This is a genomic window from Pseudomonas coleopterorum (assembly GCF_900105555.1).
In the GTDB taxonomy this organism is placed as follows: domain Bacteria; phylum Pseudomonadota; class Gammaproteobacteria; order Pseudomonadales; family Pseudomonadaceae; genus Aquipseudomonas; species Aquipseudomonas coleopterorum.
Genome location: NZ_FNTZ01000001.1, coordinates 4,806,426 through 4,831,406 on the forward strand (window position 1 = coordinate 4,806,426; position 24,981 = coordinate 4,831,406).

Consider the following 24,981-nt stretch of genomic DNA (forward strand, 5'->3'; position numbering starts at 1 on the left):
GTTCAGGCTTACCGTTATATGTCAGGCACACAACATGGGTGGATGGACAAACATCACAACGGAAAGTTCGTAATTGTTGGTGTGCAAGTTATAAAGGCTAACTCCTTGTGTTGATTGAAGAAATTTTTTCACCGGGGCACGGATGCCAAATGGCCACTGACTGTTGATTGGCGAAACGACTGCTCACCCCGGTCGGATTGAATCAGCGATGAAACACACCCCATGGCTATCCAGGTTGCTCGACTCGCCGTGCATCCGTTTGCCAAACGAGCTCATGCGAAGCCAGCGACCAGCGTGTACGCTGGCATCCCTTGTGCAAATGCAACCCAAACCGCTGCCAGACCAGGCGGGATGAACTGATCCTGATAGGGTCGAGGTGTTCAATGAGCGATAAGAGAGTGTCAGCGTGGATTCGGAATTAAGTTCGGTACTACTCAGCCAGGACCCACGCAGCCAGCACGATGATCCGTTGCTCGACGGCCTGCTGACCCTGTGCTCGCTGCATCACAAGCCCGCCAGCCGGGCCATGCTGACCACCGGCCTGCCGTTGCCCTCGCAGCGTCTGACCGCTGACCTGCTGCCGCGCGCCGCTGCACGCGCCGGCCTGCAAGGCCGTGTACTGCAACGCAAGCTGGATCAGATTCCGTCCATAGCCCTGCCGGCCATGCTGATGCTCAAGGACGCGCGCTGCGCCGTGCTATTGGGCTGGGAAGGCGATACCGCGCGGTTGCTGCTCAGTGAAAGCGATGGTGGTGAAGTGCGCGTGGCGCGCGAAACGCTGGTTCAGGATTTCACCGGCCGGGTGTTTTTCGCCCAGCCGCAGCACAAGTTCGACGTTACCAATGGCTCGCTGATCCCGCGTGCCCATTCCTGGTTCCGCGACACCCTCAAGCGTTCGCGCTGGCTGTATGCCGACGCCATCGCCGCCAGCCTGGTGATCAATATCATTGCCCTGGCCGCGCCCCTGTTCGTGATGAACGTCTATGACCGCGTCGTGCCCAACCAGGCCACCGCGACCCTGTGGGTGCTGGCGGTGGGCATCTGCGGTGCCTACCTCTTCGACCTGCTGCTCAAGGGGCTGCGCAGCCTGTGCCTGGACCTGGCCGGCAAGAAGACCGACCTGATCATCTCGGCCACGCTGTTCGAACGCATCGTCGGCATGTCGATGAAAAACCGTCCGGCGCGCGTGGGCAGCTACGCGCAGAACATTCATGAATTCCAGGGCATGCGCGACTTTCTCACGTCGCTGACCCTGACCAGCCTGATCGACCTGCCGTTCACCATCCTCATCCTGCTGGTGATCGCCTTGCTGGGCGGGCATCTGGTGTGGATTCCGATCATCGCGTTCCCGCTGGCGCTGGGCATCGGGCATTTCCTGCAAAAGCCCCTGACCAAGACCCTGGAGCGCACCATGGCGCTGGCCGCCGAGCGCCAGTCGAGCCTGATCGAGACCCTGGGTGGCCTCGATGCGGTCAAGGTCAACAACGCCGAAAGCGAGCGCCAGTACCAGTGGGAACAGACCATCGGTACGCTCAGCCGCCTGGAATTGCGGGTCAAGACGCTGTCCAGCCTGGCCATGAACATCACCTTGCTGATTCAGCAACTGGCCGGTGTGGCGATCATCATCTTCGGTGTCTACCAGATCATCGAAGGCAACCTGAGCATGGGCGGCCTGGTGGCCTGCTACATGTTGAGTGGCCGCGCGCTGGCGCCGCTGGCGCAACTGTCCGGTCTGCTGACCCGTTACCAGCAGGCCAAGGTCACCATGGTCTCGGTCGACCAGATGATGGAACTGCCCCAGGAGCGCAATTTCGACGAGCGCCCGATGAGCCGCCAGGTGCTGCAGGGGGCCATGGAGTTCCGCAACGTCGACTTCACCTACCCGAACCAGCAGAACCAGGCGCTGCACGGCATCAACCTGACCGTGCGCCCCGGCGAGAAGATCGGCATCATTGGCCGCAGTGGCTCGGGCAAGAGCTCGCTGGCCAAGCTGCTGGTAGGGCTGTACCAGCCTGACGCCGGCTCGCTGCTGGTCGATGGCGTGGACATTCGCCAGATCGATGTCAGCGAGCTGCGCCACAACATCGGCTACGTACCGCAGGACATCCAACTGCTGGCCGGTACCTTGCGTGACAACCTGGTGTCGGGCGCCCGCTACGTCGATGACGAGATGGTCCTGCAGGCCGCCGAACTGGCCGGTGTGCACGAGTTCGCCCGCCTGCATCCGCAGGGCTATGAACTGCAGGTTGGCGAGCGCGGACAGAATCTCTCTGGCGGTCAGCGGCAGAACGTGGCGCTGGCGCGGGCGCTGTTGCTCAATCCACCGATTCTCTTGCTGGACGAACCCACCAGCGCCATGGACAACACCGGCGAGGAGCGCCTGAAAGCGCGCCTGCAAGCCGTCATCGAGAACAAGACCGTGATTCTGGTTACCCACCGTGCGTCGTTGCTGAGCCTGGTTGACCGCCTGCTGGTGATCGACCGCGGGCAGATTCTGGCGGACGGGCCGAAGGCTGCCGTCATGGAAGCGTTGAAGAAGGGGCAGATCAGTGTTGCTTAAATCCTCCTCCGGCGGCTTCAAGAATTCCCTGGTGCGCTACTTCAAGGGCTCCGATTCGCTCGATGGCCAGCCGTTGCCCGAGGTCGAAAAGGCGCTGATCGACGATGCGCCGCGCATCGTGCGCCTGACCATCTGGGGCGTGATCGCGTTCTTCGTGTTTCTGCTCGCCTGGGCGCACTTTGCGGTGATCGACGAGGTGACCAAGGGCGACGGCAAGGCGATTCCTTCTTCGCGCATCCAGAAAATCCAGAACCTGGAGGGCGGTATCGTCGCCCAGATCTACGTCAAGGAAGGGCAGATCGTCGAAGCGGGCGCGCCGCTGATTCGCCTGGACGACACGCGCTTCGCGTCCAACGTCGGCGAAACCGAAGCCGACCGTGTGGCCATGGAGCTGCGCGTGGAGCGCCTGAGTGCCGAGGTGGAAAACCGGCCGCTGAACATCACCGCCCAGGCGCGCAAGTCAGTGCCCAGCCAGGCGGCCAACGAAGAGTCGCTGTACATGAGCCGTCGCCAGCAGTTGGCCGATGAAGTCGGCGGCCTGCAGCAGCAGCTGGTGCAGCGTCAGCAGGAGCTGCGTGAGTTCACCTCCAAGGCCGAGCAGTACCGCAACAGCCTGAACCTGCTGCGCCAGGAGATCAGCATGTCGGAACCGCTGGTGGCCAGGGGCGCGATTTCGCCCGTCGAAGTGCTGCGTCTGCGCCGTTCGGAAGTGGAAACCCGCGGCATGCTCGACGGCACCACGCTGGCAGTGCCGCGTGCGCAGGCGGCGATTGGTGAGGTCCAGCGCAAGATCGACGAGACCCGCGGCAAATTCCGCAGTGAGGCGCTGACGCAGTTGAACGAGGCGCGTACCGATCTGGCCAAGACCCAGGCCACGGCCAAGGGGCTGGAAGATCGGGTGAGCCGTACCATGGTGACCTCGCCAGTGCGCGGGATCGTCAAGCAGGTGCTGGTCAACACGGTCGGTGGGGTGATCCAGCCGGGTAGCGACATGGCCGAGATCGTGCCTTTGGATGACAGCCTGCTGGTGGAAGCGCGGATTCGTCCGCAGGACATTGCGTTCCTGCATCCGGGGCAGAAGGCGATGATCAAGTTCACGGCCTATGACTACACCATCTACGGCGGTCTGGAAGGCACCCTGGAACAGATCGGCGCCGACACCGTGCAGGATGAAGAGAAGAAGAACACCTTCTATCTGATCAAGCTGCGGACCAACAAGAGTCATCTGGGCTCCGATGAAAAGCCGCTGCTGATCATTCCCGGGATGGTGGCTTCGGTGGACATCATCACCGGCAAGAAGAGCGTGCTGAGCTACCTGCTCAAGCCGATCATCAAGTCCCGCGCCGAGGCATTGCACGAGCGGTAAGGAGTTACCTGCTCGCGGCCGCTCACGTTCCACTGTAGGAGCGGTCTGCGGCTGCGAACGGTTTGTGGATGTGTCTGACACCCTGCGGCGTGTTCTCCGCGGCCGATGACCGCTCCTACAAGGGATTACATTCGGTCGGGCATTCTTGACGAAATGTTTCCGTTCCGCGAATATAGATAGTTAGCAAACTATGAATATTCGCACCTTCCCGATGAATATCGACAAGCTCCAGTTGAACATCAGCAGCGGCATGGTGGTTGCCTCGCGCCACTGGCGGCGAATCTGTCAGGCCACCCTGGCCAACTATGGTGTGTCCGAAGCCTGCGCCGTGCCTTTGTTACTGATCGTGCGCCTGGGCGACGGTGTCCGCCAGGTCACGGTGGCGCAGGCCGCTGGCCTGGAAAGCCCCTCACTGGTTCGCCTGCTCGACCAACTGTGCACGGCCGGCTACGTGGTTCGCACCGAAGACCCCACCGACCGCCGCGCCAAGGCCTTGAGCCTGACACCGAGTGGCCGCGACCTGGCCGAGTCCATCGAAGGCGAGTTGGTGCGCTTGCGCCGTGAAGTGCTCAAGGACATCGCCCCGGCGGACCTGGAGGCGGCTCTGCGTGTGGTGCGTGCCTTCGAGGAAGCGGGACAGGGCACGCCCGGTGGTTACCCGTGAAAGGTTTCTTCAGCGATGTGCCCCCGGCCCGGGATTGGTTCTACGGCGTGCGAACCTTCGCCGCCTCGATGATTGCCCTGTACATCGCCATGATCCTGCAGATGCCGCGCCCGTATTGGGCGATGGCGACCGTCTACATCGTTTCCAGTCCTTTCGTCGGGCCCACCAGTTCCAAAGCGGTGTACCGTGCGGTGGGGACGTTCACCGGCGCTGCGGCGGCGGTGCTGTTCGTGCCGCTGTTCGTGCAGACGCCGTTTCTGCTGGCCACGGTGATTGCCCTGTGGACCGGCACCCTGTTGTACCTGTCGTTGCACCTGCGCACTGCCAACAGCTACGCCTTCATGCTGTCGGGTTACACCTTGCCGTTGATCGCCCTGCCGGTGGTGGACAATCCCACGGCGGTGTTCGACATCGCCAGCTCGCGCTTTCAGGAGATCTGCCTGGGCATCGTCTGCGCCGCCGTGGTGGGCGCGATGTTCTGGCCGCGCCGGCTCACGCCGGTGTTCGTCGGTGCCGCTGGCAAGTGGTTCGACGATGCCGCCGGCTACAGCGATCACTTCCTGGCGCGGGACGTCAAAGGCGAGGAAGTCGGCCCGCTGCGTTCGGCCATGGTCGGCACGTTCAATTCGCTGGAGATGATGATCGGCCAGCTTCCCCACGAAGGGGCGCGGCCACAGCTGGTGCGCAATGCCAGGGAGCTGCGCGGGCGCATGATCCATCTGCTGCCGGTTATCGATGCGCTGGATGACGCGCTGTTCGCCATCGAGCGCCGTACCCCCGAATTGGTAGAGCGCCTGGCGCCGGTCATGGCATCTGCTCGGCAATGGCTCAAGGACAGTGTGGACGACCCCGATCAGGCCCGCTGGCAAGCGCTGCGCGATGAACTGCACGCCCTGCGGCCAACCCCTGAGCAATTGGATGACCGCCGCGAACTGATGTTTTCCAATGCGGTGTACCGGTTGGGCGAATGGATCGACCTGTGGCAGGACCTGCGCAGCCTGGAACTGGCGATCAAGACCGACAGCCGCCTGCCATGGCGAGCGGTCTACCGCCACTGGCGGCTGGGACGACTCAAGCCGTTCCTGGACCGCGGGCTGATGCTGTATTCGGTGTTCTCCACGGTCACCGCGATCATCGTCGCATCGGTACTGTGGATTCTGCTGGGCTGGACCGACGGTGCCAGCGCAGTGATCCTGGCCGCCGTGGCTTGCAGTTTCTTCGCTGCCATGGACGACCCCGCACCGCAGATCTACCGGTTCTTCTTCTGGACCGTGATGTCCGTGGTGTTCGCCAGCCTCTACCTGTTTCTGGTGCTGCCCAACCTGCATGACTTTCCGATGCTGGTGCTGGCCTTCTCGGTGCCCTTCATCGTCGTCGGTACCTTGACCGTGCAGCCGCGGTTTTTCCTCGGCACCTTGCTGACCATCGTCAACACCTCGTCCTTCATCAGCATTCAGGGCGCCTACGACGCGGACTTCATGAATTTCGCCAACAGCAACCTGGCCGGTCCGGTGGGCCTGTTGTTCGCTTTCGTCTGGACCCTGGTGGTGCGGCCCTTCGGCGTGGAGCTGGCGGCCAAGCGCCTGACCCGGTTCAGCTGGCGCGACGTAGTGCACATCACCCGCCCGGCGAGCCTGGCCGAACAGCGCGCGATGGGCGTGCAGATGCTCGACCGGCTGATGCAGCACCTGCCACGCCTGACCATGACCGGCCAGGACACCAGCGCGGCACTGCGCGATGTCCGCGTGGCGCTGAACCTGCTCGACATGCAGGCCTACAGCCCGCGTGTGCCGGCTGCCGTACAGCCGTTGCTGCATCAGGTGATCGAAGAGGTGGGCGGGTATTTCCAGGCCTGTCGCAAAGCCGGTGAACGCCTGCCCGCCCCGATGGGTCTGCTCATGACCATGGACCGCGCGCGCCGTGGTTTGACGGTGCAGGCCATGGCCGAGGCCGAAGAGGCGCGCGAGCATCTGCTACATGCCTTGAGCGGCCTGCGCCTGGCATTGCTGCCGGGTACCGAAGTGGTCACCGAGGCGGGCGAGGCCGCCGAACAACTGCCGCATGGCATCGATGGAGCTCCGCTGTGATTGGTGAACTGGATATCAGCGGGATCTTCCTGCCCACCGTGCTGGTGATGATGGTGTTCACCTACGGCCTGTTTCTGTTGCTGCATGGCGTGCTCAACCGCCTGCATTTCTACCGCCTGGTCTGGCACCGGGCTCTTTTCAACGTCGCTCTCTACGCTGTGCTGCTCGGCGCGGTGGACGCTCTCTGTCGAAGCCTGATGCTATGAAAAAACCGATACTTACCTTTGGCCGCCTGGTCTTGACCCTGCTGTTCGTGTGCCTGGCGGCGTTCATCGTCTGGCGCATGGTGATGTACTACATGTATGCGCCCTGGACCCGTGACGGCCATGTCCGCGCCGACATCATCCAGATCGCGCCGGACGTGTCCGGCCTGATCGAACACGTCAACGTGCACGACAACCAGCCGATCAAGGCCGGAGACGTGCTGTTCACCATCGATCAGGATCGTTTCCGCCTGGCCTTGCGTCAGGCCCAGGCGAGCATGGCCGAGCGCAAGGAAACCCTGGCCCAGGCCGAGCGTGAACTGCGGCGCAACCGTGGCCTGGGCAACCTGGTCGCCCGCGAGCAGCTCGAAGAGAGCCAGTCGCGGCAACTGCGTGCCCTGGCTGCGTTGTCCGAAGCCCAGGTCGCCGTGGATGCCGCGCAACTGAACCTCGATCGCTCGGTGATCCGCAGCCCGGTGGACGGCTTCATCAACGACCGCGCGCCACGCCCGCGCGAGTTCGTCACCGCAGGCCGCGCCGTGCTGGCCGTGGTGGATGGCACCTCGTTTCATATCGATGGCTATTTCGAGGAAACCAAACTGGGCGTGATTCACGTTGGCCAGGCCGTGGACATTCGTATGATGGGCGACAACACCCGTCTGCAAGGCCGGGTGCAGAGCATCTCGGCCGGCATCGAAGACCGCGATCGCAGCAGTGGCAGCAACCTGCTGCCCAACGTCAATCCGGCCTTCAGCTGGGTGCGCCTGGCGCAGCGGATTCCCGTGCGCATCGCCTTCGAAAGCCTGCCCGAGGGCTATCGCCTGATCGCCGGCCGCACGGCCACGGTGTCGATCATCGAAGACGGTGTGGTGGCGGGAGCGGCGCAATGAGCAAGGCCCTGCGTCTTTCCGCCCTCGCGTCGGCGCTGCTGTTGTCGGCCTGCCAGATGGTCGGGCCCGACTACCATACCCCTGAGGCGGCGGCGCTCAACCGAGCCGATTTGCAGGGCTCGCTGGCCGAAGGCGACAGCAATGTGGTGTCGGCGCCGGTCCCGCAGGACTGGTGGAAGCTGTACCACGACCCTCGCCTGGATGCGCTGGTGCGCCAGGCCATGGCATCCAACACTGACCTGCGCGTGGCGGCGGCGAACATTGCCCGCTCCCGTGCGCAGATCGAGCAGGCCCAGGCCGAAGGCGGCTTCGACTTCAATGCCAAGGCCGAGGCGCAACGTGTGCAGGAGTCGGGCGAAGCGTTCCTGCTGACCGAAAAGCTGCCGGTGGATAACCTGGGCAGCGCGTCCATCAACCTGTCCTACCAGTTCGACCTGTGGGGGACGCTCAAGCGCGGCATCGAGGCGGCACGCGCCAACGCCGACGCCACCCAGGCCGCAGCGGATACGGCGCGCATTACCGTGGTAGCCGATGTGGTGCGCGCCTATACCCAGGTCTGCGCGGCCAACGAAGAATACGAGATCGCCCGGCATTCGCTCGAACTGCAGCAGGAAGGCGTGCAACTGACCCAGCGCCTGCGCGATGCCGGCCGTGGCGACGAAACCCAGGTCACGCGCTCCGAAACCCAATACAAGTCCCTGGGCGCGGAGCTGCCGCGCTATCAGGCATCGCGTCAGGCGGGCCTGTACAAATTATCGATGCTGCTGGCCACGCCGGTTGCACAGCTGCCTGCCGACGTGGCCAGCTGCGCCGAGCTGCCGCGTATCAATCAGCTGATGCCGGTGGGCGATGGTGCGGCGCTGCTCAAGCGTCGTCCCGACATCCGCCAGGCCGAACGCCGTTTGGCGGCGGCCACCGCCAACATCGGCGTGGCCACCGGTCAGCTGTACCCGGACATCAGCATCGGCGCCACGGTCGGCACCGTGGGTATTCTCGATGACCTCGGGCATCCGGCAACCAATCGCTGGGGCATCGGCCCGCTGATCAACTGGAACGTGCCCACCAACGGCGCCCGGGCACGGATTCGCGAGACCGAAGCTTCGACCCAGGCTGCGCTGGCCAATTTCGATGGGGTGGTGCTCAACGCCATTCGCGAGACCCAGACGGGCCTGGCGCAATACGCCGCCTTGCTGCAGCGTCGCGATGCCCTGGCCGACGCCGAGCGATCGGCGCAGCAGGCGGCGGATCAGACCCATCAGTTTTTCCGGGCCGGCCGCGCGTCGTTCCTGGCGGACTTGCAGGCAACGCGCACCTACACCGATGTGCGTGGCCAACTGGCGGCGGCGAACACCCAGGTCGCCATGGAACAGATCAACCTGTTCCTGGCCTTGGGCGGCGGTTGGGAAAGCGCCCGGCAGGTGCCGGGCGCACGTTGAGGCTTAGAAGCCTTCCAGGACGATCTTGCCCTTGGCCGTGCCGCTTTCGATCAGCTCGTGGGCACGGATCAGGTTGGCGGCGTTGATCACCCCGTAGTGCTCGCCCAGGGTGGTGCGCAACACGCCGCTGTCGATCAGTTCGGCCACGCGCTCGAGCAGCTCGTGCTGCTTGATCATGTCCGGAGTCTGGAACAGCGAGCGCGTGAACATCAGCTCCCAGTGCAGCGACAGAGCCTTGCGCTTCATCGGCATCACGTCGAGGGTCTTCGGGTCGTCGATCAAGGCCAGCTGACCCTGAGGGCGCAAGGCTTCGATCAGTTGCTCGAAGTGCTTGTCGGTGTGGGTCAGGCTGGCCACGTGGTCGACCTGGCCAACCCCGATGGCTTCCAGCTGCGCCACCAGCGGCTGGCTGTGATCGATCACATGGTGAGCGCCCAGATCGGTCACCCACTGACGTGTTTCATCCCGCGACGCTGTGCCGATCACGGTCAGCTTGGTCAGCTTGCGCGCCAATTGCGTAAGGATCGAGCCAACGCCACCTGCCGCGCCGATGATCAGCAGGCTCTGGCCTTCACCACCGCCCTCGGGCACGCCCAGACGGTCGAACAGCAATTCCCAGGCAGTGATCGAGGTCAGCGGCAGGGCGGCGGCATGGGCGTTGTCCAGGCTTTGCGGTTTGTGCCCGACGATCCGCTCATCCACCAGATGCAGCTCGCTGTTGCTGCCCGGACGGTCGATGGCCCCGGCGTAGAACACGCTGTCACCGACCTTGAACAGGCTGACCTGATCGCCCACCTGCTGGACGATGCCGACCGCATCCCAACCCAGCACGCGCGGCTCGGTCACGGCAGCGCCGCTGCGCACCTTGGTGTCGACCGGGTTGACCGAAATGGCCTGGACCTGCACCAGCAGATCACGCGGGCCCGGTGTGGGCGCGGGCAGTTGCAGGTCGGTGAGCACGGAGGCTGCGCCGTTCTGGGTATAAGCGATGGCTTTCATCAGGGGATTTTCCAGGTGAGGTCTGTAGGATCGATGCGCCCTTGGCAAAGGGCGCTCGGTGGTCACGAAGATAGCGGAAGGTCAGGCGGAACGCATTTCCTGCGTGTCACGCTGCATCGACTGCAGGTTGCGCTCGATGTTCTCGCACAGCGAATCCATCTGGATCTGGTGTTCGCTGACCTTGAACGGGCTCTGCAAGTCGGTGCCGATGCGCTCGATGGCCAGCAGCATGAAACCGACCACGGTAGACGCCAGCGGTGTGAACCATTCCAGTGACTCTACCAGGCCGATCGGTACGATCAGGCAGAACACGGTGATGAACAGGCGAGGAAAGTAGACGTAGGGAAAAGGCAGTGGCGTGTTGGCGATACGCTCCATGCCGCCCTGGCAGTTGGAGATGTCCACCAGCGTCGATTCCAGGCGCGCCAGGCGGATGCTGTCCAGGCGCCCAGCCTTGTATTCACGCGCCAGCAGGGCAGCGGAGCCGGTGATGAGGTCGTTGGAAAAGTTGTTGGTGCTGTTGCGCCGTTCGAATTCCTCGGCGCTGATGAACGCTGCCACTTCCGGTGGGCAGGGTATGTGCCGTACGTGCGCCGCCAGGCAGTTCACGTAGGCCACGTGACGCCGCAACAGGGTGGCCTTGACCGGGTTCACGTCATCACCTACGTCGTCGATCAGGGTCAGCACCTGACGCGCGTAGCTGCGCGATGCGTTGACCAGCAAGCCCCACAATGTCCGAGCTTCCCACCAACGGTTGTACGCGCTGCTGTTGCGGAAGCTGATCAATACGATCAGCGCCGAGCCCAGCAGGGTCAACGGCATGATTGGCAGGCTCAGCTTGGTATTGAGGAACAGCATGAAGTCGACGGTGACCGCGATATCCCACAGCAGCAGCCAGAACAGGGACCAGCCGACATAGCCCATGGTCTTGATGATCAGACGGTATTTCTTGGCGATGGCTTCTTTCATAAGCGGACCTCAGGCGATGGGCGTGCCTAGGTCGGACGTCGACTTCGCAACAAGGTTCGTTGCATCCAAACGAATGCCCGTTACCAGTTGCTACCGGCCGATACTGGCACTTCAGGCATGCCCGCGGCGGGCGAACAGCAGGCCGACGCCTGCCAGCCCCAGCAAGCCACCACAGGCGCGATTGAGGCGACGTTTGGCCTGCACTGTGTTCAGCCAGCGCTTGAGGTTCACGCCCAGGTACGCATACAGACCCACCGCAATCCACTCCAGTACCAGAAACAGTGTACCGAGTACGGCGAACTGGGCACCCACCGGTTGCTGCGGGTCGACGAACTGCGGCAGGAACGCGGTAAAGATGAGGATCGCCTTGGGGTTGCCCGCCGCGATCAGGAACTCGCGGCGCAGCATCAACCACAAGCTCGGACGGCCGGCCGTGGCGTCATCTGCCATGTCGGCGGGCTCGCCGGTCCACAGGCTCCACGCCAGCCAGAGCAGGTACAGCGCCCCCACCGTCTTGATGACCAGGAACAACCACTCGGAAGCGAACAAGACCGCGGCCAGGCCCATGGCTGCCAGCGCGATCATCCCACTGAAGGCCACCAGACGTCCGAAGCCTGCCAGGCAGGCGGCCTTGTAGCCGTGGTGGGCGGCATTGTTGATGGACAACAGGTTGTTGGGGCCTGGGGCCATGTTCAAGGCGAAGCAGGCGGGGATGAAGAGCAGGAGGGTGGTGAGGTCCATGGTGCTGTGTCTCTTGCGCAAAAAGGGCCGGGGTACTCGAACGTTGCTTTCGGAAATGTAGAGAAACGCGTTGCCCACCGCAACGCTGATCAGCGCAAAGTGTTTTCACCACATTGAGGATTGACCGGGTGATGATTCATGCCGCGATACATCAGCATCATTGGAGTTCTTAGTATCATGCGATCAGATTTCTGTGTGGGCCGTACTGTAATTTTAATGGTTCGCTTCCATAAGTAAGAGTGTGCGGTCCATGAGGATTGGTGAATTGTTTAGTAGGAAAAATCTTAAGTAATGTTAGTTGAGAGAAGTCGAGCCCGAAGAGTATGTGAACGATTAATTTACCAATAATATCAAAGGCTTACTTATTTAATCTTGACGTCAATATACAGCGTCCCTATCATCGCGCCCCTTTCGAGTTGATACAAAGCCATTCTGGCATCAAGGATTGAATATGTGGTCAAGGGCAGGACGCCGTGCAAGTCCGTATTTCGCGGTATTGCTTTGTTGTGCAACTAAGGTCTTCGCGGCGCCCACCACACCGGGCGAGCAGGACTTCATTCGCGACCGTCAGGATCGCCTGCTGCAAGAGCAGCGGCAGCGCTTGGATGACCTCAAGAACCTGCCTGGTGAACAACTCAGCGCTCCTGCGCCTCCAGCCGTGGAGGACGCTCGCTGCTTCACCATCCAGCGTATCGACATTCAGGGCGCCGATGCACTGGGTCCTGCCCAAAAGGCCGAACTCGTGCAGCCATACCTGGGTCAATGCCTGGGTGTTGCACAACTCAACGAGTTGCTCGGGGTCGTCACCGACCGCTATCTGCAACTGGGCCTGGTCACCAGTCGTGCCTACCTGCCGCAACAGGACCTGTCGACCGGCATCCTCACGCTTCAAGTGGTTGAAGGCCGCCTGGAAGGCATTCGACCTGCCGATGACAGCGGGTTATCGCCACGGGAAGTGAACATGGCTTTTCCGGGCCATGTAGGCGAGCTGCTCGATTTGCGCGAAGTCGAGCAGCTGGTCGACCAGCTCAATCGCCTGCCGTCCAACGGTGCACAAATGGAGCTGGCGCCCGGCGAGGCGGTGGGGGGCAGTACCGTGCTGGTCAGGAATGCTGCACAAAAGCCTTGGCGTGCTTCGCTGTCGCGCAACAACGATGGCCAGCGCAGCACCGGTCAGCAGCAGTGGGGGGCGGGTCTTGATTGGGACAGCCCCTTGGGGCTCGCCGACCAGTTGGTACTGCGCGGCAGCCACGATGCGGTCAGCGACCACCATCGCAGCTCCAAAAGCACCACGGCGTACTACAGCGTGCCGTGGGGCTGGTGGAACTTCAATTATTCCTACAGCCAGAGCGAATACGGCTCGCAGGCTTATGGCAACGGCTTTGCCTTCAAGCAAAACGGTGACAGCCAGAATCATCAGTTTCGCGCAGAGCGCGTGATACATCGCGACTCAGTCAGCAAAACATCAATCAACGGCGGCCTGGCCTATCTGCGCAGCAACAACTACTTGAACGGCAACCGCCTGGAAGTCAGCAGCAACCGCATCAGCGAGGCCCAGTTCGGCATCAACCACGGCCGCCGTATCGGCAATGCGTTCGTCAACCTCGATCTGGGCATGCAGCAAGGCATCGGCGCTTTCGATGCACAAAGTCGCAAGGTCGAACAGCACGGCGACCCCAACGACCGCTATCGCAAATACACCGCCACCGTGAGCTACCTGCAGGGCTTCAACCTGTGGGGCGAAACGTTCAGCTTCACCAGCCTGGCCACCGGGCAGCGCAGTGAAGATGTGTTGTTCAGCCCCCAACGCATGAGCTTGAGCGGACAGTCGTCGATGCGCGGCATCAAGGACCAGAACCTGTCCGGTGACAGCGGCGGCTATTGGCGCAATGACCTGCGCTGGACGCGTCCGGTCAACCTCGCCTGGTTGCGACCGGTCCTTTATGAATACGGCATCGGACTGGGCTACGACCAGGGCGTGATCCGGGGCGATCGCTACAACGGCGACCAGCATGGTCGCGTGTCCAGCAACTCGGTCGAGTTGTTCGCCCGCGGCCAGCATTTCGCGACGTCGGTGACGTTCGCCCATTCGCTGGAACGCCCCGACTCGATGAGCGATCGCGAAACCCCGATCTACTTTCGCCTAGACCTCTTTCTCTGATTTCACGTTTCAGTAGGTAATCGACATGGACGTTCGCCAGTTCGCTTTTCTGGCCCGACAAACTTCGGCCCGGATTCAGCCCCGTGAGCAATTCTGCGGCTTGCCCAAGCGCGCGCTGGCGTTGCTGCTGGCCAACGTCATGTTCTGGCAACCGCTGTGGGCGCAAGCCGAAGGCATCGTGGTCAGTGGTTCGGGGACCAACCTGCAACAGGCCGGCAACGGTGTGCCGATCGTCAACATTGCGACACCCAATGCGACCGGTCTGTCCCATAACCAGTACAAGGATTACAACGTCGGCAGCCAGGGCGTGATCCTCAACAACGCCACCGGCCGCACCCAGAACACTCAACTGGGCGGCATCATCGTTGGCAATCCGAACCTGGCAGGCTCCGCCGCCAACGTCATTCTCAACGAAGTCACCGGCGGCAATCCCAGCCAGCTGCGTGGCTATACCGAAGTCGCCGGACAATCGGCCAAGGTCATTGTCGCCAACCCCTATGGCATGACCTGCAACGGCTGCGGTTTCATCAACACCCCGCAGGTGACCTTGACCACCGGCAAGCCGATCGTCGAGAACGGCCGGGTGCAGCGCTATCAGGTCGATGGCGGCGCGATCTCCATCGACGGCCAGGGCCTGAACGCCAGCAATGTCGATGGTTTCGAGATCATCACCCGCTCGGCCCAGATCAATGCACAGATCAACGCGCGCAATCTCGCCATCGTGGCGGGGCGCAACGACGTCGACGCCGCGACCCTGCAGGCCACCGCCCGTGCCGATGACGGCTCGGCCAAGCCGCAACTGGCCATCGACAGTTCCGCGCTGGGCGGCATGTATGCCGGTGCGATCAAGCTGGTGGGCACCGAAGCCGGCGTCGGGGTGAAGCTGGCCGGTCATCTGGCGGCCAGCGCCGGTGACATCCAGCTCGACGCCAACGGTCACCTGAGCCTGGCCCAGACGGCGGCCAGCGGTGCCGTAAACGTCACGGCGCAAAGCCTGGACGCCCAAGGCCCCGTCTACGCAGGCAGCCAGTTGCGGGCGCAGACCCGTGGCAACCTGACCCTAAGCAACAACCTGGCCGCCCGCGACAGCATCACCCTGAGCAGCGGCGGGCAGTTGACCAACAGCGGCATCATCGAAGCCGGGATCAATGCGGACAACAGCCGCAATGCCCACGGTGACGTACACCTCGAGGCGCAAGCGTTCAGCAACCGCAACAGCGTGATCGCCAGCCGTAACCTGAAAGTCGTCAGCGCAGGTGCCCTCGATAACCGCAACGGCTCCCTGAGCGGCGCCAACCTTGAGGCCCGCGCGGACCATCTGGACAACCGCAGCGGCCAGATCAGGGCCACAGAGAGCGCCAATGTCACCGCAAAAGATCTCGACAACCGTCAGGGCCGCATCACCAGCCAGAACCAGCTGAGCGTCAACGCCGTGACCGGCGACAACCGCACCGGCACCCTGCAAGGCGACCGCAGCCTGCAACTGGCCGTCGACCACCTGGACAACCAGCAAGGCCTGCTCAGCGGCCGTGGCACGGTTGATATCACCTCCAGCGGCCTGTTCGACAACCGCGCCGGAACCGTGATCGGCGACTCCCGGCTGCGGGTGCAGGCAGGCGCCATCGACAACCGCGAGGGTGAGATCGTCGGCCAGCAAGACGTCGAGGTCCGCACTGAGGGGTTGGATAACCAGAATGGCAAGCTGATCGCCCAAGGTGCGCTGCTGCTCACAGGCGCGCACCTGGACAACCGCCAGAACGGGTTGGTGGCGGCCACCCAGGCCTTGAACGTGCACGTCGACACTCTGGACAACCGTGGCGGCGAACTGTCTTCACAGGCGGACATCGAGCTGTCCGGTGACCAACTCGACAACGACGATGCCGGCCAGGTATTGGCCCAAGGCAGCCTGATCCTCGCCTACGCCAACGTCCTCAACCGCGCCAAGGGCCTGCTGTCCGGCAAAGCCGGTATCGACCTGCGAGCAGACAGCCTGGACAACAGCGGTGGGCGCCTGCTCAGCCAGCGCAACATCGATCTCCTGCTCACCGGTGCGGCCCTCAACCAGAAAGGTCTGATCAGTAGCGAAGGGGCGTTGCACCTGAACGTCGGCAGCCTCGATAACACCGGTGGCAAGCTGTCCAGTGCAGGCCTGCTGACCCTGGACAGCCGCGGCCTGATCTTGAACCGCGGTGGCGAACTGGTCACCGATCAAGGCCTGACCCTTTCCAGCGCCAGCCTGGACAACAGCCAGGGCGGCCGCATCAGCGGCAAGGGTGCGGTGAAGCTGACGACCGGCGCGTTCAACAATGAGGGTGGGGAGGTCAGCAGTGCCAGCACCCTCGATCTGAGCGCGCAGCAGGTCAGCAACCTCGGCGGCCGCATCGGCAGCCAGTTCGCCCTGACGGCCACTGTGCAAGGACTGGCCACGCGGGCGGGGCAGTTTTTCAGCAACAGCGCCCTGACGCTGGACCTCAACGGCGGTGACCTGGACAACCGTCAAGGCCTGCTCAATGCTCCGGAACTGACCTTGCCCAACGTCGGCGCGGTGCACAACCAGGGCGGTGAAATCTCCAGCAGCCAGGCCTTCACCCTCAAAGCGCGCAGCCTGGACAACAGCGCGGGCAAGCTGCTCAGCAACCAGACCCTGACCCTGCACATCGAACAGGCCCTGGCCAACCTCAAAGGCCAGATTGCCGCCGCCGCGCTCAGCGTACAGACCGGTAGCCTGGACAACAGCGAAGGCGTGCTCACCAGCCGCAGCGATCTGAGCCTGACCAGCCAGGGCAGCCTGCTCAACCGCAACAATGGCCTGATCAACGCGGCAACCGTGCTGGACATCCACAGCGCCGACCTCGACAACCAGGGCGGCCAGTTGCTCGGCAACCGCGCTGTGCGTCTGGATCTCAACGGCGGCACGCTGAACAACAGCGCTGGCTTGATCAACGGCGAAGGCCCTTTGACCTTCAACCGCATCGGCGCCGTCGACAATCGCAACGGCGAAATTTCCAGCAATCAGAGCTACACCCTGACCAGTGCTCAGCTCGACAACCGTGCTGGCAAAATCATCAGCAGCGGCCAGCTGTCCGTCATCAGCGGCGCCATCATCAACCGCGATGGCCTGCTTTCCGGCTGGCAGGGTGTGAACCTGCAGGGCAGCAGCCTCGACAACCGCGACAACGGCACCGTTTCCAGCCGCGACGGCAACCTGGCAGTCAACCTGAGCGGGGCGCTGCTCAACGGCAACGCCGGTGCGCTGGCCAGTGCCGGACGTCTGGACATCGACAGTGCCCGCCTGGACAACAACCAAGGCGGCATTCTGAGCAGCGGCGCCGGGCAAAGCCTGACCGTACAAGAGACGCTCGACAACAGCGAAGGCGGTCTGATCGACAGCGGCGCAGAACTGACCGTTCGAGCCACAGACCTGAGCAACCGCGCCGGGACCGTCAACAGCCAGCAGGGCCTGAGCTTTACCGGTACGCAACTGGACAATACTAGTGGCCAATGGGCCAGCAACGGCAGCATCACGCTCGACTTGCTGGGGACCCTGATCAACGCTCAAGGCAAATTCGCCAGCGGCGGCCCTCTGCGCATTCAGCGCGCTGCGCACATCGACAACCAAAGTGGGCAACTGGTCAGCAAAAGTCTGCTGAGCCTGCTCATCGGCAGCTTGGACAACCGCGACCGTGGCACGCTGGCGGCGCTCGATCAACTGACCGTGGACGCCAGCGGTACCGTACAGAACGGCGCCGACGGTTTGATCTACAGCCAGAATGGCGCCGTCAGCCTCAGCGCCGCTGAGCTGGAAAACGGCGGGGGTGCCGTACAGAGCCAGACCGGCCTGACGCTGCACACCCGTGGCGCGATCAACAACGCCAACGGTCGTCTCATCGCCCAGAACGGCGACCTGGTACTGAACGCCGGAAGCCTGGACAATCGCGGCGGCATCCTTTCCAGCCTGCGCGGCGCTTTTGAAGCGCGCATGGCCGGTAGCCTGCTCAACGCTCAAGGGACCCTGCAAGGCCAGCGCCTGACCTTGTTGGCCCTGGCCGGCCTTGAAAACCAGAACGGCCGCATCGCCGCGCAGAGTGGCGACGCCAGCATCACCACCGCTGACCTCAACAACAGCGCAGGCGGCCTGTATGCAAAAGGTCTGATCGACGTCAACGCTGACACCCTCACCAACGCCGGCCAGATGGCCGGCGGCCGTGTGCGTTTTGCCCTGGGCGGTACGCTGATCAACCGCTCCGGCATCATCGAAAGCGACTCCTTCTTCGACATCACCGCGGCCAACCTCGATAACCAGGGCGGCACCCTGCGCGCACTGGGCACGGACGGCGCCTCGGTGTATCGCGTGGACGGTGTGCTGGATAACCAGGGTGGCGTGATCGAGATTGCGAACGCCGATCTGACGGTCGACGCAGGCAGCTTCCGCAATACCAACGGCTCTCTGCTGCACGTAGGCCTGGGTGAATTCAATATCTCCAGCGCCAACGTCACCGCCGCTGGTGGCAGCCTGGTCACCCGTGGTGGCCTGACCCTCAATGCCGACAGCTGGACCAACAGCGGCGTGCTCCAAGCCGGGCGCCTGACCATCAAGGTCGGCAACTTTCACCAGACCGCCAGCGGCCAGCTGCTCGCTTCGCAGAGCCTGCGCGGTGAAGGCGTCAACTGGAGTAACAACGGCAAGCTGGCCAGTGACGGTGACCTCTGGCTTGGGCTCAGCGGTACCTATTCGGGCAATGGCCGCGTCACCAGCCTGGGCAACCTGCAGATCGACGCCGCCCAGCTGCAACTCGCGACCCCGGCCAGCATCACCTCCGGCGCTGGCTTGAAGCTGGCCGTTGGCGGCACCTTGCTCAATCGGGGCCGCATCACTTCTGCGGATGACGCCGTGATCACGGCCGGCAACATCGACAACTACGGCACCCTCGGCAGTGCCCGATCCCTCACACTCAAGACCGGCGCCTTGCTCAACGAGCGGGGACTGCTCTTCAGCGGCGGTGACATGGGCTTGCAGGTCGACACCTTCACCAACCGCTACGCCGACGTCTACAGCCTGGCCAATCTGCGCATCGATCGAGACGGCAATGGCGGCCACGCCAGCCTGATCCGCAACAGCTCCTCGACGCTGCAAAGTGACGGCAACATGAGCCTGGCTGCCAGCACCATCGAAAACGTGCGTGAGGTACTCACTGTCAATGACGCCGGCATCTACACCGGCAAGATCTACCAGGTGGCCTGTATCGAGGGCGTCAACGCCGGCGACTGTTCGGGCAAACGCAATTTCGTCTTCGAGGTCCTGGAACGCCAAAAGCTGGAAGTCACCCAAGCGAGCCAGGCATCGAGCATCACCGCAGGCGGCAACCTGAGTTTCAACGGCGGCGACCTGCTCAACCAGAGCAGCACCATTGCCACGGGCGGCAACCTGAACGCCTCGGTCGCCAATCTGTTCAACCTCGGCATTGAAACGGGTGATACCGAATACGTGCGCACCTTCCGCACCAACCGCCAGCGGGGTGGAAGCGGGCTGATCGGGGCAGCCAATGCCTTCAACGAACAGTACTGGCTTGAAGGTGCTCGTTACGACGCCAACAACCTCAGCGGCCTGGAAGCGGGTATCAGCAACTTCCTGGCCCACACGGAGACCGAGCTTCCCCAGTACGCCCGTGTGACGCAACTGGCAACCAGTGATCAACGCTACGCGGCGGTCATTCAGGCGGTCGGCGAGGTCAACATCACCGCCCAGAACGATTTCGACAGCAGTGTGGTACGCAACGACTACCACTACGTCAGCAGCGGCACCCGCACCGACACCGGTGCGTCAGGCAGCGATTTCAGTACCCGAGTCAGTCTCGACGCGCAGCTGCCACCCGATCTCGCCCAGCAACAAATCAACCCGCTGTCTCTGCCGGGCTTCAGCTTGCCCAGTGGAGAACATGGCCTGTTCCGTCTCAGTGACCTAGCCGCCACGGACACCGCCGCCAAACAGGCCGATGCCGTCGCGCACAGCTGGACCATTGGCAGCGCGAGCATCGATGCAGCCCAGCGCACCCAGACCGCCGACCCCAACCCAGGCCGTACTTTCGAGGTAGAGGGTCAGGTCACCCCTCATCTGCCGACGGACGATAACGCACTGGGCTCCGTCGCCGGGGAAGAGACGTCCATCCCCCTCAACCGCGTCCAGGGCCTGCCCGAAACCCAGAGCACCTCACCGGCGCACAAATACCTGATCGAAACCAATCCGGCACTCACCAACCTCAAGCAATTCCTGAGCTCGGACTACCTGCTGGCAGGGCTGGGCTACAACCCGGACGAAAGCGCCAAGCGCCTCGGCGACGGCTTCTACGAACAGAAGCTGATCCAGCAGGCGCTGGTGGCCCGTACCGGCCAACGCTTCATCGACGGCCAGCACTCCGACGAAGCGCTGTTCAAGTATCTGATGAACAACGCCATCGCCAGCAAGCAACAGCTCAACCTGTCGGTCGGCACCACGCTGACCTCGGCGCAAGTCGCAGCGCTGACCCACGACATCGTCTGGCTGGAAGAGTACAAGGTCAACGGCGAGAACGTGCTGGTGCCCGTGCTGTACCTGGCCCAGGCCAACAACCGCCTCGGCCCTGACGGCGCGTTGATCGCCGGTCGCGACGTCAACCTGGTTTCCGGTAACGACCTCACCAACGCAGGCACCCTGAAAGCCAGCAACAACCTCAGCGCCAGCGCTGGCAACAACCTGGTCAACAGCGGCCTGGTACAGGCCGGCGGCCGACTTGACCTGCTGACGGGCAACACCCTCGTCAACAAGGCCGGTGGCGTGATCACCGGTCGCGACGTGAGCCTGACCGCCGTCAACGGCGACGTGATCAACGAACGCACGGTGACCAGCCATCAAAGCAGTAGCGGCTACCGCAGCGAACGCAGGGACTTCGCGGACACGGCCGCTCGGATCGAGGCGGCGAATGATCTGAGCGTGTGGGCGGGGCGGGATGTCAATGATGTGGGTGGGGTGTTGCAAGCTGGCAACGACCTGACACTGGCCGCCGGTCGAGATATCAACTTCGCTTCAGCCGAGCAGATTGAAAGCAATGACCGCGGCCGCAAAGCCAACAGCAGTTCCATTACCCAGCACGGCTCCAGCCTTGCCGCAGGCCGGGACGTCATCGCCACCGCCGGTCGTGACCTGACGGCCATTGCCAGCGACATCGACGCCAAACGCAATATCGCCATGGCAGCCGTCGGTGATCTCACGCTGAGTTCCGCGGCAGACGAACAGCACACCTACTCCAAAACCAAAAAGGTCACCGCACAGGAAGACCACGTCAGCCAGATCGGCACTTCGCTCGATGCAGGCGGCGACATCGCCCTGACGGCGGGCAAGGACATGGCCCTGGTCTCCAGCCGTATCACGGCAGGCGACGAAGCCTACCTGTACGCCGGTGAAAACCTGGAGCTGCTGGCCGCTCAAGACAGCGATTATTCCCTTTACGACAAAAAGAAAAAGGGCAGCCTGGGCAGCAAACAGACCCAGCGCGACGAGACGACCACCGTTACCAACGTGGGCACCGAAATCAAGACCGGTGGCAACCTCACCCTGGAAAGCGGCGGCGATCAAAAGTATCAGGTCGCCAAACTGGAAAGCGGCAAGGACCTGACCCTGGACAGCGGCGGCGCCGTTGATTTCGAAGGTGTGAAGGATCTCAAGCAGGAGAGCCACGAGAAGAGCAGCAGTGATCTTGCCTGGATGTCCATGGGGGGCAAGGGCAGGACAGATGAGACGGTGCGGCAGAGTGAGTTGGTTGCGCAAGGTGCGTTGGTTATCAACGCCGCCAACTCCATCAGCATCGATGTCAAGAAAGTCGACAAGCAAACGGTGGCCCAGACCGTAGACGCCATGGTGGCCGCCGATCCAAAACTGGCATGGCTCAAACAGGCGCAAGCTCAAGGCAATATCGACTGGCGGCAGGTGGAGGAAATCCACCAAAGCTTCAAATATGAACATTCTGGTTTGGGCGCAGGTGCTCAGCTGGCACTGGCAATTCTGCTGGCTGCAGTAACGGGCGGCGCTGGCGCTGCATTGGTGGGTGCCACAGCTGGAACCACGACTGCCGCAATTGCCAATGCTGCGTTGGTCAGCCTCGAAGTAACGGCAGCCAACAGTGCAATCAGCAACAAAGGCAATTTGAAAGCCGTCACCAAAGATACCTTCGGCGCCAAAGGCCTGAAAAATGCTGCTGTGGCAGGCGCAACGGCTGGTGTCACCCAAGGCGTTATCGATCCAGCCCTGGGAGGCAAGACAAGCAACTGGAACAACGTCACCAAAGGGTTCGACCTGAACACCTTTGACGGCGTTGCAGGTTTCGCGCTGCACGCGGGTGCCCAGGGTGTGGCGGCAGGGGCAATCAACACGACCATAAACGGTGGCAGTCTGGGCGACAACCTCGGTCAGGGGCTGGTCGGCCAGGCGACCAATGTCGTAGCGGCCACTGCGTTCAACTTCGTTGGCTCCTACGCACAGAGCCATTGGCAAGCCACCAAGGATGCCAACGATCCGGCAACGATGGCACTGTGGGCTGAGGGAGGCGCTGGGCGAGTCGCAATGCACGCGCTGATGGGGGGCGCGATTTCCAGCGCCATGGGCGGAGACTTCTCGACCGGCGCAGTCGCGGCCGGTGCGAGCCAGGCCATGGCACAGGTGCTGAACAATACGTTCGACAGCAACCCTGAACTGCGCGCCGCATTCTCACAGATCGTCGGACTGACGGCAGCAGGCCTCAGTGAAGGCGATGTCGGGAAAGCGGCCTACGTTGCGCAAATGGCGGACAACTACAACCGCCAACTGCACTACAAGGAAACCCTCAAGTTAGAGGAGTTGCAGAAAGCAGATCCTCAAAATGCCGCCCGGCTTGCAGCCGCTGCCTGTGCCATGACCCATTGCAGCGCCTCGGTGCCGGATGACGATCCCAATCGCCAGCGTTTTGTGGAGCTGGAAAAAACCGGCGCGCAGTACAGTGCTGAACTGGCAACGCTGCGGGCGTCCGGCGCTTTCGAAGAGTACTCGAGGTGGGACGCCGCGAACGACACTCTGCTGCGCGAAGACCCGATACTCAGCAAGGGCAACTCGGTGGGCCGCGCAGTGGCCGGCGCAGCAGGAGCGGCAAGCGGATTTGGCCTGGCCGTCGTCTCGACGCCTGCATGCATAACGGGAGTCGGCTGTGCGCTGCCGGTGTTGGCGGGTGTGGGTGGTGCTGCCTCATTCCTGGATGGCGTACAGGCTACGCGGGACTACTTCGCACCTTATGAATACACCCAAGGGCAAAGGGTCGCGGACTCGTTTTCATCGCAAACCTATCCAGGCGATGTAAACCCGATAAAGGACTACGGAACCACAGCGGCGAAGTATGCGTTGCAGGTTGCGTTGATCAAGGGAGCGGGTAAGCTGGCGGCAGGGCCAGGAAGTTCGGTGCTGGTGGAGGGGGTGCCGGGTGGGGGGGCGAAAGGCGCAGGTATCCTTGCTAATGCGGAGAGAGGGACGTTAACAGAAGCAAATTTTGCTCAAAATAAAATCAAGTCTGATCGATCCTTTAGTGAGGATGGGCAAAAGGTATACTCAGAGATGGCCGGCACACCGATCAAGACAGTTGAAGACTTGGCAAGCGCTTTGAGGGCTGGGACAATTAAGCCGAATCAGCTTCCCGTTGATTATGTAGATATGAATGGGACTCGCCTTATTTTGAATACGCGAACTTCTACCGCGCTTGAGCAGGCAGCTATCCCTCGAAGTGAGTGGTTCGGGCGCAATCAGACAGGTGTTGAGGCTTATCAAGGTAAGACATTCAATGATTTGGCAGCAGATCAGTTAAAAAATAACAAATTGCCGCCGACAGGCGCAGAGCAATTAAAGTCGGTGCGTCCATGAAGATAGGTCAGCCAAAATTAATACTAGATCCATATGAGTGGCTGCCAGGATATGGTGAGTCAAGAGTATCATTCCACTCCGTTGGCTCGGATGTGATACTTGATATTGAGTATGAGAAGGAAGTTGTAGTTGATAGCGAAGAGGTTGTACTGGCTTTAAGGCGGGAGATTGCGTTCAAGTCTGTGCGATGCTTTATTCGGGAGCCATTCCCTGGAGGTGCTATTTTTGAGTTTGAGGGTGATTCAGGTGAGTTTCGGCTTGGTAAGCTGACCGAGTTTATAGACTCCGAATGGGTAAGGAATAACTTGAAAGCATGGCGTTCCGTGTCGAGTCACGAACCGCCGAAGTTGAGGCATTTCAGCATTCAGTTTTTGTCAGAGAATCTTGCTTTTCATGTGCTGGCTGCAGATGTATTTTTATCCAATGAACTGTCGGGCAGTTGATTTTGTTTTGAAATAAAATTAACGGGAACCGCTTCAGTTAACCAAACACTATTTTCAGCCTGAAAAAATTTAAATCCCTGTTGGTACATTCGCAGGGATTCAATCTTCAGAACCACTGGTTTACCGTAGCGCTGTCCGACAGCGATAGCCGTCAGAGTCTCTTGCGATAGATGCACATGGTAGCGTGAACCTGCAATCAATCCTTGCTGAAGAATAGATTCAAGAAAGCGTGTTGCAGTGCCATGGTAGAGGAATTCTGGCGGTTCTTTCTCTATGTGTTGGAGGTTTACGTCTGGTGCTGAATGTCCCTGCGCGGCTCGAATACGCCGGCCATCGTCGGAGAGGGTAAAGCGTTTCTTATCACTGCTATTTACTACTGTCTGAATTATTGCGTGGTTAAGTACGCGGCCTTCTTTCGCTGCGCCGGTAATCAAAGAGTTTATGTCTGCCCAGCCTCCTGAGTCGAGTTGCAATCCGATAGTGTGAGGCTCATGGCGCAAAATATAGCTTAGAAACTTGCTTGTTTCGTTCAGTTGCTTGTTATTCATG

Annotated in this window: 14 protein-coding genes; 10 read left to right on the top strand and 4 right to left on the bottom strand. The window is 61.9% G+C overall.

Annotated features, from left to right (window positions below):
* Window positions 1–406 precede the first annotated feature (406 nt).
* The 7 genes from BLV18_RS21640 to BLV18_RS21670 all read left to right on the top strand — a co-directional run bounded on the left by BLV18_RS21640 (window position 407) and on the right by BLV18_RS21670 (window position 9,206).
* Window positions 407–2,560: a type I secretion system permease/ATPase gene (locus BLV18_RS21640; protein WP_090361848.1), complete on the top strand. Its 2,154-nt coding sequence runs from the start codon at window positions 407–409 to the stop codon at window positions 2,558–2,560.
* Window positions 2,550–3,926, top strand: a complete 1,377-nt coding sequence (locus BLV18_RS21645; protein WP_049858989.1) for an HlyD family type I secretion periplasmic adaptor subunit — start codon at window positions 2,550–2,552, stop codon at window positions 3,924–3,926. The genes BLV18_RS21640 and BLV18_RS21645 overlap by 11 nt, the downstream gene beginning before the upstream one ends.
* 211 nt (window positions 3,927–4,137) lie before the next feature.
* On the top strand, window positions 4,138–4,590 hold the full coding sequence (locus tag BLV18_RS21650) for a MarR family winged helix-turn-helix transcriptional regulator (RefSeq protein ID WP_090362490.1): 453 nt from the start codon (window positions 4,138–4,140) through the stop codon (window positions 4,588–4,590).
* Complete coding sequence (locus BLV18_RS21655) at window positions 4,587–6,677, top strand: FUSC family protein (RefSeq protein WP_090361850.1); 2,091 nt, start codon at window positions 4,587–4,589, stop codon at window positions 6,675–6,677. The genes BLV18_RS21650 and BLV18_RS21655 overlap by 4 nt, the downstream gene beginning before the upstream one ends.
* Window positions 6,674–6,883 (top strand): DUF1656 domain-containing protein, encoded by a 210-nt coding sequence (locus tag BLV18_RS21660; RefSeq protein ID WP_049858991.1) that lies wholly within the window; start codon window positions 6,674–6,676, stop codon window positions 6,881–6,883. Before BLV18_RS21655 ends, BLV18_RS21660 begins: the two co-directional genes overlap by 4 nt.
* Window positions 6,880–7,770, top strand: a complete 891-nt coding sequence (locus BLV18_RS21665; RefSeq protein WP_090361854.1) for an efflux RND transporter periplasmic adaptor subunit — start codon at window positions 6,880–6,882, stop codon at window positions 7,768–7,770. The genes BLV18_RS21660 and BLV18_RS21665 overlap by 4 nt, the downstream gene beginning before the upstream one ends.
* Window positions 7,767–9,206 (top strand): efflux transporter outer membrane subunit, encoded by a 1,440-nt coding sequence (locus BLV18_RS21670; RefSeq protein WP_090361857.1) that lies wholly within the window; start codon window positions 7,767–7,769, stop codon window positions 9,204–9,206. Before BLV18_RS21665 ends, BLV18_RS21670 begins: the two co-directional genes overlap by 4 nt.
* A 3-nt stretch (window positions 9,207–9,209) precedes the next feature.
* On the opposite strand, the gene BLV18_RS21675 is transcribed toward BLV18_RS21670, so the two are convergent.
* The 3 genes from BLV18_RS21675 to BLV18_RS21685 form a co-directional block, all read right to left on the bottom strand.
* The gene (locus BLV18_RS21675; protein ID WP_049858994.1) at window positions 9,210–10,205 is read right to left on the bottom strand and encodes a zinc-binding alcohol dehydrogenase family protein; all 996 of its coding nucleotides are present in this window, start codon (window positions 10,203–10,205) and stop codon (window positions 9,210–9,212) included.
* Window positions 10,206–10,286: 81 nt separating this feature from the next.
* Window positions 10,287–11,174: a bestrophin family protein gene (locus BLV18_RS21680; RefSeq protein ID WP_049858995.1), complete on the bottom strand. Its 888-nt coding sequence runs from the start codon at window positions 11,172–11,174 to the stop codon at window positions 10,287–10,289.
* 111 nt (window positions 11,175–11,285) lie between these two features.
* Entirely contained in the window at window positions 11,286–11,915 is a 630-nt protein-coding gene (locus BLV18_RS21685) for a LysE family translocator (protein ID WP_090361859.1), read from the bottom strand.
* Between the two features lie 451 nt (window positions 11,916–12,366).
* Here BLV18_RS21685 and BLV18_RS21690 point away from each other — a divergent pair, with 451 nt between their 5' ends.
* The 3 genes from BLV18_RS21690 to BLV18_RS22280 are packed head-to-tail and all read left to right on the top strand — an operon-like array spanning window position 12,367 to window position 24,432.
* Complete coding sequence (locus BLV18_RS21690; protein WP_090361861.1) at window positions 12,367–14,076, top strand: ShlB/FhaC/HecB family hemolysin secretion/activation protein; 1,710 nt, start codon at window positions 12,367–12,369, stop codon at window positions 14,074–14,076.
* Between the two features lie 25 nt (window positions 14,077–14,101).
* Window positions 14,102–23,989, top strand: coding sequence for a two-partner secretion domain-containing protein (locus BLV18_RS21695; RefSeq protein ID WP_090361864.1), 9,888 nt, complete (start codon window positions 14,102–14,104; stop codon window positions 23,987–23,989).
* Window positions 23,986–24,432 carry a hypothetical protein gene (locus tag BLV18_RS22280; RefSeq protein ID WP_139211038.1) on the top strand — a complete coding sequence of 149 codons (447 nt, stop codon included), beginning with the start codon at window positions 23,986–23,988 and terminating at the stop codon, window positions 24,430–24,432. The genes BLV18_RS21695 and BLV18_RS22280 overlap by 4 nt, the downstream gene beginning before the upstream one ends.
* Here the strand turns inward: BLV18_RS22280 and BLV18_RS21700 are convergent.
* Window positions 24,381–24,980 (bottom strand): RNA 2'-phosphotransferase, encoded by a 600-nt coding sequence (locus tag BLV18_RS21700; RefSeq protein WP_090361867.1) that lies wholly within the window; start codon window positions 24,978–24,980, stop codon window positions 24,381–24,383. The two genes, BLV18_RS22280 and BLV18_RS21700, sit on opposite strands and share 52 nt — an antisense overlap.
* Between the last annotated feature and the right edge of the window lies 1 nt (window position 24,981).

What these genes read in the sequence shown, in the direction of transcription:
- BLV18_RS21650 (WP_090362490.1), top strand. Translation starts at nt 4,138, where the DNA reads ATGAATATCGACAAGCTCCAGTTGAACATCAGCAGCGGCATGGTGGTT.
- BLV18_RS21665 (WP_090361854.1), top strand. Translation starts at nt 6,880, where the DNA reads ATGAAAAAACCGATACTTACCTTTGGCCGCCTGGTCTTGACCCTGCTG.
- BLV18_RS21670 (WP_090361857.1), top strand. Translation starts at nt 7,767, where the DNA reads ATGAGCAAGGCCCTGCGTCTTTCCGCCCTCGCGTCGGCGCTGCTGTTG.
- BLV18_RS21675 (WP_049858994.1), bottom strand. Translation starts at nt 10,205, where the DNA reads ATGAAAGCCATCGCTTATACCCAGAACGGCGCAGCCTCCGTGCTCACC.
- BLV18_RS21680 (WP_049858995.1), bottom strand. Translation starts at nt 11,174, where the DNA reads ATGAAAGAAGCCATCGCCAAGAAATACCGTCTGATCATCAAGACCATG.
- BLV18_RS21685 (WP_090361859.1), bottom strand. Translation starts at nt 11,915, where the DNA reads ATGGACCTCACCACCCTCCTGCTCTTCATCCCCGCCTGCTTCGCCTTG.
- BLV18_RS21690 (WP_090361861.1), top strand. Translation starts at nt 12,367, where the DNA reads ATGTGGTCAAGGGCAGGACGCCGTGCAAGTCCGTATTTCGCGGTATTG.
- BLV18_RS21695 (WP_090361864.1), top strand. Translation starts at nt 14,102, where the DNA reads ATGGACGTTCGCCAGTTCGCTTTTCTGGCCCGACAAACTTCGGCCCGG.
- BLV18_RS22280 (WP_139211038.1), top strand. Translation starts at nt 23,986, where the DNA reads ATGAAGATAGGTCAGCCAAAATTAATACTAGATCCATATGAGTGGCTG.
- BLV18_RS21700 (WP_090361867.1), bottom strand. Translation starts at nt 24,980, where the DNA reads ATGAATAACAAGCAACTGAACGAAACAAGCAAGTTTCTAAGCTATATT.